General features: G+C 71.8%; 11 protein-coding genes. 3 read left to right on the top strand and 8 right to left on the bottom strand.

Annotation, left to right across the window (positions count from 1 at the left end; translation table 11 throughout):
• Positions 1-90: 90 nt before the first annotated feature.
• Genes G495_RS0112105 through msbA form a run of 5 tightly spaced genes read right to left on the bottom strand, consistent with a single transcriptional unit; the run spans position 91 to position 4839 of the window.
• Positions 91-546, bottom strand: a complete 456-nt coding sequence (locus G495_RS0112105) for an amidohydrolase family protein (protein ID WP_028588022.1) — start codon at positions 544-546, stop codon at positions 91-93.
• A gap of 35 nt (positions 547-581) precedes the next feature.
• Positions 582-1484, bottom strand: a complete 903-nt coding sequence (locus tag G495_RS18970) for a lysophospholipid acyltransferase family protein (protein ID WP_035251999.1) — start codon at positions 1482-1484, stop codon at positions 582-584.
• A gap of 1 nt (position 1485) precedes the next feature.
• On the bottom strand, positions 1486-2418 hold the full coding sequence (locus G495_RS0112095) for a polysaccharide deacetylase family protein (RefSeq protein WP_028588021.1): 933 nt from the start codon (positions 2416-2418) through the stop codon (positions 1486-1488).
• Positions 2405-3043 (bottom strand): lysophospholipid acyltransferase family protein, encoded by a 639-nt coding sequence (locus tag G495_RS0112090; protein WP_245588420.1) that lies wholly within the window; start codon positions 3041-3043, stop codon positions 2405-2407. Before G495_RS0112090 ends, G495_RS0112095 begins: the two co-directional genes overlap by 14 nt.
• The gene (gene msbA, locus G495_RS18965; RefSeq protein WP_051445340.1) at positions 3040-4839 is read right to left on the bottom strand and encodes a lipid A export permease/ATP-binding protein MsbA; all 1800 of its coding nucleotides are present in this window, start codon (positions 4837-4839) and stop codon (positions 3040-3042) included. Before msbA ends, G495_RS0112090 begins: the two co-directional genes overlap by 4 nt.
• 228 nt (positions 4840-5067) lie before the next feature.
• On the opposite strand from msbA, the gene yedF reads away from it, so the two are divergent.
• Both yedF and G495_RS0112075 read left to right on the top strand, forming a co-directional pair.
• Positions 5068-5688: a sulfurtransferase-like selenium metabolism protein YedF gene (gene yedF / locus G495_RS0112080; protein ID WP_028588019.1), complete on the top strand. Its 621-nt coding sequence runs from the start codon at positions 5068-5070 to the stop codon at positions 5686-5688.
• Positions 5689-5697: 9 nt separating this feature from the next.
• Positions 5698-6630, top strand: coding sequence for a pseudouridine synthase (locus G495_RS0112075; protein WP_051445339.1), 933 nt, complete (start codon positions 5698-5700; stop codon positions 6628-6630).
• A 40-nt stretch (positions 6631-6670) separates the two neighbouring features.
• On the opposite strand, the gene lolA is transcribed toward G495_RS0112075, so the two are convergent.
• Positions 6671-7351: an outer membrane lipoprotein periplasmic chaperone LolA gene (lolA, locus tag G495_RS18960; protein ID WP_035251995.1), complete on the bottom strand. Its 681-nt coding sequence runs from the start codon at positions 7349-7351 to the stop codon at positions 6671-6673.
• 109 nt (positions 7352-7460) lie between these two features.
• Here lolA and G495_RS0112065 point away from each other — a divergent pair, with 109 nt between their 5' ends.
• Entirely contained in the window at positions 7461-7952 is a 492-nt protein-coding gene (locus G495_RS0112065) for an L-2-amino-thiazoline-4-carboxylic acid hydrolase (protein WP_028588017.1), read from the top strand.
• On the opposite strand, the gene G495_RS0112060 is transcribed toward G495_RS0112065, so the two are convergent.
• Positions 7949-8566, bottom strand: a complete 618-nt coding sequence (locus G495_RS0112060) for an NAD(P)H-dependent oxidoreductase (protein WP_028588016.1) — start codon at positions 8564-8566, stop codon at positions 7949-7951. The two genes, G495_RS0112065 and G495_RS0112060, sit on opposite strands and share 4 nt — an antisense overlap.
• Before the next feature lie 138 nt (positions 8567-8704).
• Entirely contained in the window at positions 8705-10870 is a 2166-nt protein-coding gene (locus tag G495_RS0112055; RefSeq protein ID WP_281171710.1) for a DNA translocase FtsK, read from the bottom strand.
• Positions 10871-10930: the final 60 nt, after the last annotated feature.

The following is a 10930-nucleotide window of genomic DNA, read 5'->3' as shown; positions in this document are numbered from 1 at the left end:
GACCCCGGCCCAGGTCAGAAAGGAGCAGACCGCCCCGGTGTCAATAGCGGCCTGATTAGCGCAAATGAGTGTCCAAAAAACTGTAGACCGCTACAGCACGCACGAGGGCACCATGACGAAAAACGCCACGGGCAGGCCCCGGGTGGCGTCCAGCATCCAGCACACCCCGGCCTCGCCCAGCACGTTGGCCACCTCGTGCGGATCGCAGACCACCGCCGCCGTGCCGTGCTCCGCCGCCACGCGGGCAAAGCGCGCGGGCGTGAGCAGCGTGGATTCCACATGGATATGCCCTTCCACCAGCCCCGGGCAGAGCCAGCGTCCGGCGGCGTCCACCTCGCGCCGGGCCTCGCGCCGGGCCGGGCCGGGTTCCCCCGGCGTGTCCACGGCGGCCACGAGGCCGTCCACCACGGCCACGTCGGCCCGGTGAATCTCGCCTGAAAGCACGTTGACCAGCTGCGCCCCGCGAATCACGAGGTCGGCGGGCTCCCGGCCCTGGGCCACGGCCAGCAGGCGGGCCGTGGATGCTGTGTCCGTCTGGTGTGCCATGGCAGGGTTCCCTTCTGTAAAGCTCAAGTGATGCTTCAGGTTTCCGGGGGGCTGTAGGTCCAGCCCTCGGGGGGCTGGGTTTTCCAGCGCTTGTGCAGCCAGTACCACTGCTCGGGGTGGCGGCGGACCATGCGTTCCACGACCTGGGTATAGAACAGGGCGATTTTCTGGATCTTTTCGTCGTGGGTTCCCGTCACGGCCCTGGTGTCCAGGGTGGGTTCGAGATACAGGGCGTAGCCGCCCTGCCCTTCACGCAACAGGAACAGGGGCTGTACCACCGCCCCGGCGCGCAGGGCCAGCAGGGCCGGGCCCTTGTTCACGGCGGCGATGCGCCCCAGAAACGGCAGGAATACGGCCTCGGAGGTGCTGGTGTTGTGGTCCACCAGGAAGGCCGCCCCCCCGCCCCGGCGCAGGCAGCGCAGCACCCTGGGCGCCGCGTTGCGGTGGTCCACCACTTCCAGGCTGGGCCGCGAGCGCAGGCGCGTGGTCAGCGCGTGCAGGGCCAGATCCCTGGGGCGGCGGACCACGATCTGCTTCTCGCGCCCGGGCAGCAGCAGGTGGAACACCGGGGCCAGCAACTCCCAGGCGCCCAGGTGCGCCGAGACGCAGACCAGGGGGCGCTCCTGGCTTTGCAGGGCCGCGAGGCTGGGCGGATCGACGATGCGCAGCCGCTCGCGCACGAAGCGCGGGTCCACGCGGTGGGCCAGCAGGATTTCCAGGAACGAGCGGCCATTGTGCTGAAAACTTTCCAGGGCCGTGGCCCGGGCCTTTTCTGGCGAGAGGCCCAGCAGGCGGACCATGGCCTCGCAGGCCATCTCGCGCCGCTGGGGCAGCGCCCGCCACAGCAGGCGCCCCAGGGCCTCGCCGCGCGTGCGCACCCGCTCGAAACCCCAGCCCAGGCCCCAGGCGGCCAACGACGCGTAGAGAAGATCCTTCACGCTACACCCGCATTGCGCTGTAGGCCCGGGCCAGCCCCGCCCGGGAATGCAAGAACACCCGGCTCCTGAACCAGCCCGGCCCCTTGGCGCGGCGCACCTCCAGGCGCGGCACGGCCAGGGGGTCGGTGCCTGGGCCCACGGGGCCCCGGCGCAGGGTCAGCACGAGGTCCAGCCCCGCCTCGCGGGCCGCGCGCCGGGCCATGGGGTGCCCCTGGCCCCAGGGCCAGGCCAGGGCCGTCACCGGGCGGCCCAGCAACGTTTCCAGACCCTGCCGCGAGCGCGCGAGATTGTCCAGCACCCGGGCGTGCATCTCGGCCTCGGTTTCGGCCCGGCCCTGCCCCTGGCGCCACAGCGGCCCGGCCAGCTCCGGGGCCAGACGCGGCGCCGGGCCCGGGCGGGCCCCCTCGCGCCACGGGGCATAGGCCCAATGTTTTGGAATATCGGTCAGTTCCGCCCGGCCCGTGGGGCCCATGGCGTGGGTCAGGGAATGGCTGCCCACGTCAAGGAGCCCGGCGTCCGCCAGCTCGCGCAGCTCCGCGCCCGAGAGCCAGGCCGAGCGGTCCCCGGCCAGGGTGAAGGCCTCGTGCGCGGCGTCGGCGACCACCTCGCCCTCGTGGCGCGGGGCGCCGTCCGCGCGCAGGCGGTTGTTGATGACGAACACCGCGCCGCGCAGGCCGAGCTGCGCGAACAGCGGCGCCACGCGGGTATACAGGTCGCAGAAGCCGTCGTCGAAGGTCAGGCACACCGCCGGGGCGGACAGGGGCTCCCCGGCCAGCACGCGGCGCAGCTCCCCCAGCCCCAGGGTGCGCACCCCGCTGGCCGCCAGCCAGCGCATCTGCTCCGTGAACGCCGCCAGGGGCACGCCGTTGCCGCCGATGTTGTGGTAGCACAGCACCGGCACGCTGCTGCGCCCCAGCCACTCAGCCCAGCCCATGCAGGCGCGCCTCCAGCTCACGCACGGCGTCGGCCAGGGCCTGTCCGCGCAGCGCCCCGGAGGGCACGGCGTAGGGCCGGCCGAAAACGATGCGGCAGGTGGAGAACGGCAGGGGCAGCTCGAAGCGGTCCCAGGCCTTGCGGAACACGAAGGCCCGCGAGCAGCGCACCCGCGCGGGCACCAGCGGGGCCCCGGCCAGGGCGGCCAGCAGCAAGACGCCGTCCTTGGCCTTGTGGCGCGGGCCGCGCGGGCCGTCCACGGTGACGAAGCCGTTGACCCGTCCCGCGCCCTCGCGCATGGCGCGCACGGCCTGGCGCAGGGCGGCCAGCCCCTGGCGCGAGCTGGACCCGCGCGCGGTGTCCACCCCCAGGCGGTTCAGGACCCGGGCCAGGACTTCGCCGTCCCTGCTGGCGGAAACGATGGCCACCCAGCGCGTGTCGCCGCGCAGGGCGGGGAAGCAGAACAGCTCGTTGTGCCAGCAGGCGACCACCGTGGGCGTGCCCGCCGCCCACAGGGCGCGCAGGGCGTCGTAGTTCTCCACGCGCAGGCGCACGGTGAGCAGCACAAGCCGGTACAGCGCCGCCAGCAGCAGGGACACCAGCCCGGCAGGCAGGCGCAGCCTCACGCGGGCTCCATGTCGCAGCCGGGCAGCCCGTCCTGGGGTTCGTCGCGGAACTGCATGCTGTGCAGCCGGGCATAGAGCGGACAGCCCGCCAGAAGCTCGGCGTGGGTGCCCGTGGAGACCACCCTGCCCTGCTCCATGACCACGATCACATCCGCGCCGACCACCGTGGACAGGCGGTGGGCGATGACGATGCTCGTGCGGTTCTGCATCAGGTTTTCCAGGGCGGCCTGCACCTTGCGTTCGGATTCGGTGTCCAGGGCGCTGGTGGCCTCGTCCAGGATGAGCAGCGGCGGGTTCTTGAACAGCGCGCGGGCGATGGTCAGGCGCTGCTTCTGCCCGCCCGAGAGCTTGACCCCGCGCTCGCCCAGCACGGTGTCGTACCCGGCGGGCATCTGCTGCACGAATTCGTGGGCGTAGGCCGCCCGCGCGCAGGATTCGATGCGCTCCGGGTCCACCTCCCCGTGGCCGTAGGCGATGTTGTCGCGCACGGTGGTGTCGAAGAGGAAGGCGTCCTGCGAGACGATGCCGATGTTGCGGCGCAGCGAGGCCAGGGTGTAGTCCTCCACGGGCCTGCCGTTGAGCACCACCGCCCCGGCCTGGGGCAGGTAGAAGCGCGGCAGCAGGTTGACCAGCGTGGTCTTGCCCGAGCCCGAGGGGCCGACCAGGGCCACGCGCTGCCCGGCGCGCACGGTCAGGCTCACGTTGTGCAGGGCCGGGCGCGCGCAGCCGGGGTAGGCGAAGGTCACGCCCTCCAGGCGCAGCTCCTCGAAGGGCCCGGCGAATTCCGTCTGCCCGCCCTCTTCCTGCACGATCTCGGGCGCGTCGAGGATCTCGAAGACGCGCTCGGCGCCAGCCAGGGCGCGCTGCACGTCCATGTTGTAGCTGTTGAACTTCTTGATGGGCTCGTAGATCAGCCCGGCGGCGGCCACGAAGGAGATGAACATGCCCTGGGTGATCTCGCCGTCCATGACCTGCTGCCCGCAGTACCACATGACCACGGCGATGCCCAGGGCGCCGACCATGTCCATGATCGGCGAGGACATTTCGCTGAACACCACCTCCTTGCGGGCGATGTCCACCAGGCGGCGGTTCTCCACGGCAAAGCGCGCGTTTTCGTGGCGCTCGGTGGCGAAGGCCTTGACCACGCGGATGCCCGAGAAGGCCTCGTTGAGGATCACCGAGATGTCCGAGAGCTTGACCTGGTTCTTGCGGCCGATCTTCCTGAGCTTCTTGCCGAAATAGATGATGGGGTACACCGCCAGGGGCAGCACGAAGACCGCCAGCGAGGCCAGCCCGGGGTTCATGTAGAAGGCCACCCCCAACAGCCCGATCACCTCCAGGACGCTGCGCACGAGCATGACGATGGCCGGCAGGCTGTTGCGGATCATGTTCACGTCCATGATGATCCGCGACTGGAGCATGCCCACCTGGGTGTCGTCGAAGAAGTTCATGGGCAGGCGCAGAATCTTTTCGTGCAGCTCGTTGCGCAGGCGTTCGAGCACCTTGAGGCCGCACATGCGCATCAGGTAGTTCTGGGCGTAGCGGAACACGCCCTTGAGGGCGAAGACCAGGATCATCAGCAGCGGGTAGACCACGAGCTTGCTGCGGTCGTGCTCGGCGAAGATGGAATCCCATGCGGGCTGGAAAAGATAGGCCGAGGCCGAGGAGCTGACGGCCACGATACCCATGGACACCACGGCCAGGGCGATGGAGGTCTTGTAGGGCGTGAAGTAGCCCAGGCACCGCCTGAGCAGCACCGGGCTGCGCAGGTAGTCTTTCTTGCTGTCCGATCCCACTGTGCGTCCTTGTCTTGCGGGCCTGGGGGCACGGCGCCCCGCTGCGTCCGAACGGGCACTGGATACGCCAAGCGGGCCAAGAAATCCAGCCCGGAGCGGCGCCCGGGGCACAGGGCCGCCAGCGGCAGGCCCGTCGATGCTTCAGGCCAAAAACCATTGGAACTAACGATTTGACCCGCCGCAGCCCCCGGGGTTCATTGGGGCATCACCCCGCACAAGGAGCGCCCCATGACCCCGCCCGTTCTCGACTGCCAGGGCCTGGCCTGCCCGCAACCCGTCCTGCAATGCAAACAGTGCGTCGATACCCAGGCCCCCGCCGTCCTTGAGGTGGTGGTGGACAACGAGGCCGCGCGCGAGAACGTCACGCGCTACCTGGGCACCCGGGGCTACGCCGTGGCCGTGCAGGCCGAGGGCGGCGCTTGGCGCCTGACGGCCCAGCGCGAAGGTGAGGCCGGGGCCGACGCGCCCTGCGGCTGCGAGGTGCTTTCCGGCGCGCAGCTCACGGCCCTGGAGCAGAAGGTCTGCGTGTTCCTGCCCTCGGAGTTCGTGGGCGCGGGCGACGACACCCTGGGCGCCAAGCTCATGGCTGCCTTCCTGGGCACCCTGCCCGAGCTGGGCGGCGAATTGTGGCGCCTCGTGCTGGTCAACGGCGCGGTGAAAATGACCGTGCCCGGGCACCCGTGCTTTGAAAAACTCGCGGCCCTGGCTGAGGCCGGGGTGTCCATCCTGGTCTGCGGCACCTGCCTGGATTTCTTCGGCCTTCTGGAGCGCAAGGCCGTGGGGCAGACCACCAACATGCTCGACGTGGTCACCAGCCTGCAGCTTGCCAGCAAGGTCATTCGCGTCTAGGTTCGCGCCATGGCGCGAAACACCCCCCCCGTACAGAAGCCGCAGGCCAGCCCCGAGGCCGCCCTGCTGCGCATCAACAAGGCCCTGGCCGACGCCGGGGTCTGCTCACGCCGCGCCGCCGACGAGCTGGTGGCCGCCGGAGCCGTGACCGTCAACGGCCAGCCCGTGACTAGCCCCGGGCTGCGCATCGACCCCGCCACGGACGTGGTGGAGCTGCGCGGCCAGCGCGTGGCCGTGCCCGTGCCCGGGGCCCGGGCGCACACCCTGGTCATGCTCAACAAGCCCACCGGCGTGGTGACCACGGCCAGCGACCCCCAGGGCCGGACCACGGTGCTCGACCTTGTGGGCGACGCCTTCGGCCCGGCGCGGCTCTACCCCGTGGGGCGGCTGGACTATTTCTCCCAGGGCCTGCTGCTGCTCACGGACCATGGCGAACTGGCCAACCGCCTGACGCACCCGCGCTGGCATCTGCCCAAGGTCTACGAAGTGCTGGTGCGCGGCACGGTGCCCCCGGCGACCCTGGCCCTGTTCTCCCGGGGCATGACCCTGGCCGACGGCCAGGCCCTGGCCCCGGCGCCCACGCGCGTGCTGGGCGTGGCCTCCCGGGCCACGAGCCTGGAAATGACCCTGACCCAGGGCGTGAACCGCCAGATCCGGCGCATGTGCGAGCAGGCGGGGCTGACCATCCTGCGCCTGACGCGCGTGGCCCTGGGGCCCCTGCGCCTGGGCGAGCTACCCGAGGGCCAGGCCCGGGCCCTGACCCCGGGCGAGGCCGTAGCCCTGCTGCACGCCGTGGGCCTGGGGCCCGCGCCGGAGCAGGCGCCCCCTGCGGGCGCCCCCGGGGCTGGAAAACCGCGCCCCCCCGCGCCCGCCAAAGCCCCGGCCCGCACGACCAAAGGTCAGCCCGGCGGCGCCGCGCGCGGGCCCCGGCGGCGGGGCTGACGTCCCGGGGCGCCCTGCCCCGGCGGCCCTTCCCCCGCGCCTACTGGCCCAGGGTTTCCACCGCCGGGCCTTCCTTGCCGCGGTTGTCGAACACGTCGGCGCCCTGGGGCGGCGCGAAGGCGAAGACCTCGGCGGGCAGCTGCACATCGAAGACCATGTTCTCCAGGATCACGGCGTTGGTGTTGCCGAAGAAATCGACGATCTCGATGCGCGTCATCACCGTGGAGCTGGGGTCCACCCACACCGTGGCCTCGACCATGGACGGCTCGGCCTTGCGCGGCATCAGGTGCAGCCTGCGCAGGCCCGCGTCGTCGCCCTGGTCCTCGACCCAGAAGTCCTCGTCCAGCCGGGCGTTGCCCGAGATGAAGCGCAGCATGGTCCGCGAGTCGAGCACCTGCTCCACGGTGTAGCGGTAGGCCGTCTGCTCCAGCTCGTACCAGGCCCACACGTCCTGGGCGCCGACCACCAGCAGTTCCGGCTCGGGGGTCATGGTCTGCCAGCGGATGAGCGAGGGGCGCTTGAAGCGGATGGTGCCGGTGCGCGTGCGGCTCTCGCCGCTGGCGGCGTTGACCAGGGTCTGGCTGAAGGCGGCCTCGAAGGTCGAAAGCGTCTCGTAGCGGCGCTGCATGGCCGCCGTGAGGGCCGAGGGCTCCTGGGCCCGGGCGGGCGCGGCCAGGGCGGCGGCCAGAAGAACCAGGACCAGGAAACGGAACAGGGGCATGGGGCCTCCGGGATACGTGGGTTGCGCTTGGTTTTGCCAAGGTATAATGCAGGGTGTGCCCCGCGCAAGGGGTTTGCGCCTCCGCACCGCCCGGCCCCAGGAGCCCGCCATGACCACCGCCCCCGCCGTCCAGCCCGCGATCACCCAGCTTGAGCGTCGCCGCATCGAGGCCGAGATGCTGGCCGATGTCCACGCCGCGTTGTGCGAGGTCATGCCCGGCCCCGAGGCCGTGGCGGCCATCGCCCGGGCCACGGCCCGCGCCGCGCACAGGGCCGGGGCGGCCTTTGCCGCCGCCGCGCCCGGGGGGCCGGGCCTGGAGCATTTCGCGGGGGTGGTGGATGTCTGGCGCGCCGGGGGCGCCCTGGATGTGCAGGACGTGGCCCTGGATGCCCGGACCCTGCGCCTGACCGTGACGCGCTGCGCCTACGCTGAGCTGTACATCCGGGAAATGGGCCTTGCGCCGGAGCTGGCTCAGGCCCTGTCGTGCTCGCGCGACGCGGCCTTCGCCCGGGGCTACTCGCCCCGGCTGCACATGGAGCGTTCCCGGACCATCGCCCAGGGCGCGCCGCACTGCGCCTTCCTCTACCGCTGGGACGGCTAGGCTCCCGGCGCCTCCGGCCCCTGGCGCGGGAACAGCCTGCGCATGGTGCCGTCCACCTCCTCCAGCCAGCGCGCGCGCTGGGCCGCATCGGACAGGCAGACCACCCCGAAGGTCCGGCGGTGCACGTCGTGCACACCGCACAGGCCGAAGACGCAGTTCTTCCACAACGTGTCCAGCGGGTCGCCGAACACGGCGGCCTCGCGCTCGGCCTGGGTGTTGGACGTATTGAAGACCACGGCGCGCCGGGCGCGCAAGAGCCCTTCGGGCACGCCCTCGCCCCCGTCGCCGGGCACGAAACGGTAGGCCACGTCCACGCGCACCACGCGGTCGATCCAGCCCTTGAGCACGGCGGGCGGCATGCCCCACCAGTTGGGATGCACGACGACGATGCCCTCGGCGGCGGCCAGCTCGGCGCAGTGGGCGCGCACCTCGGGCGGCAGGTCCGCCCCGCGCGCGCTCTCCCCGTCGGGCAGCAGGGGGTCGAAGCCCTCGGCGCAGAGGTCGTGGAAGGTCACGGCGTGGCCCTCGGCTTCGAGGGCGGCCACGGCGGCGGCGGCGATGGCGTGGTTCAGGCTGCCCGGCGCGGGGTGGGCGAGGAGGACCAGGATGTTCACGAAACGCTCCTTGCGTGGGCGGGGCGCGGGCAGGCGGCATGCCCGCCAAGGCCCCGGGGGAGGATGAAAAACGGGCCCCGGGGCAGCCCCGGGGACAAACGAAAAACGGGCCCCGGGCAGCCCCGGGGCCCGGGCGCGTCAGCCCTTGAGCACCGTGCGGGGTTTGGCGCCGTCCGCCGGGCCGATAACCCCGTCCTGCTCCATCTGCTCCACGAAGCGCGCGGCGCGGTTGAAGCCGATGCGGAAGCGGCGCTGGATGAGGGAAATGGAGGCCTTGCCCTGCTCCATGACAAAGGCCACAGCCTCGGGGTAGACCGGGTCGTCGGGGATGCCCTCCCCGCCCCCGCCGCCGCCTTCGTCGCCAGCGTCCTGGGCGTTTTGCGCCTCGCGCGACCATTCGCCGAAGTCCAGGCCGTACTGCGGCTCGGCCCGGGCCTTCCAGAACTCGATGACCCGCCCGATCTCCTCCTCGTCCACCAGGGCGCCGTGCAGGCGCACGGTCTTGCCGCCACCGGGCTTGAAGAGCATGTCGCCCTTGCCCAGCAGGTGGTTGGCGCCCACGGTGTCCAGGATGGTCCGCGAATCCTGCGGGGAGGTCACGGTGAAGGCGATGCGGCTGGGGAAGTTGGCCTTGATGAGCCCGGTGACCACGTCCACCGAGGGCCGCTGGGTGGCGATGATCATGTGGATGCCCGCCGCGCGCGCCAGCTGCGCCAGGCGCACGATGGAGGTCTCCACCTCCTTGCGCGCCGTGAGCATCAGGTCGGCCAGCTCGTCGATGACGATGACCAAGAGCGGCAGGGGCGCGAGGTCCGCGAACTCGGCGGCCTGCCCGGCGGGCAGGGTCTCCAGCTTGCGGTTGTAGCCCTCGATGTTGCGCACGCCCAGGCGGGCCATGGCGTCGTAGCGCTTCTCCATCTCGTACACGGCCCAGTCCAGGGCGTTCTTGGCCAGGGCCATGTCCGTGACCACGGGGTGCACCAGATGCGGGATGTCCGCATAGACCGACAGCTCGATGCGCTTGGGGTCCACCAACAGCAGCTTGACCTGTTCCGGAGCGGCTTTATACAGGAAAGACAGCAGGATGGAGTTCAGGCATACGCTCTTGCCCTGGCCCGTGGCGCCCGCCACGAGCAGGTGCGGCATGCGCGCCAGGTCGGCCACATGCGGGCGGCCGTGGATGTCCTTGCCCAGGGCCAGGGTCAGCAGCGAGTCCGACCCGGTGAAGGCGGCGGACTGCATGATTTCGCGCAGGTAGACCGTCTGGCGCCGGGCGTTGGGGATCTCCACGCCCACGGTGTCGCGCCCGGCCAGGGGCGCCTCGATGCGCACCGCCGAGGCCTTGAGGGCCAGGGCCAGATCGTCGGACAGGCCCGCGATGCGGCTGATCTTGACTCCCGGGGCGGGTTTGTACTCGAACATGGTCACCACCGGGCCGGGCACCACGTCCTGCACCTCGCCCTGGATGCCGAAGTCGTTCAGGCACGATTCCAGGCTGCGGGCCTGGGCGTCGAGCACGTCCTTGGGGATGGCCGGACCGTCCGCCGGGGGCAGGCGCAGGAAGTCCAGCGGCGGCGGCCCGGCTGCGCGGGCGGCCTCGGCCGGAAGCGGGGCCGGGGCGGCGGCGGGCTGCGCGGGCAGGGCCTTGGCCGGTTTCGCGCGCTTGCGCAGCACGGGCAGCTCCTGGTCGTCTGCGGCCAGGGCGCGCTGGCGGTCGGCGTCCTGGGCGGAGGCGGCGGCGCGCTGGCGGCTGCTGCGGCGCTGGGCCAGGGCGCGGCCCAGGTCGAGCAGCTGCCCGCGCACGCGGCGCAGGAACCCGCCCCAGGTCAGGCCGATGAGCAGTTGCAGGGCGGCGGCCAGGGCAAAGGCCCCCAGCAGCCCCGCGCCCAGGGGCCGCAGGTAGTACAGGGCCTGGGTATGCAGCACCGTGCCCAGCAGCCCGCCGCCCGCCACGGCGCCCACGCGCAGGGAGCCGCGCGCCCAGTCGGCGGCGCCAAGGCCCATGACGCACAGCAGCAGCAGCCCCAAGCCCGTCCAGCGCCACCACGGCGGGAACAGCCGGGGCACGAAGTTGCCCAAGGCCAGCATGGCGAAGGCCACGGGCACCAGGAAAGCCCCCAGGCCCAGGAGCACCACCAGCAGGTCCGCCGAGTAGGCCCCCAGCAGGCCCACGGCGTTGACCACCCGGTAGCCCGGGCTGACGGCGTTGTTGAAACTCGGGTCGGCGGGGCTGTACGTCACCAGGGACGCCATGAGCGCCACGGCCCAGAACAACAGGGCCATGGCCGCGATTTCCCGGAGCAGCTTGCTGGTATACGTCGTCCTGCCCTCCCTGGGGGCGGCGCGGGCCGGGCGGCCCGCGCC

The sequence above is a fragment of the Desulfocurvus vexinensis DSM 17965 genome, assembly GCF_000519125.1.
Classification (GTDB): domain Bacteria; phylum Desulfobacterota; class Desulfovibrionia; order Desulfovibrionales; family Desulfovibrionaceae; genus Desulfocurvus; species Desulfocurvus vexinensis.
This window is presented reverse-complemented; position numbering and strand designations above follow the sequence as displayed.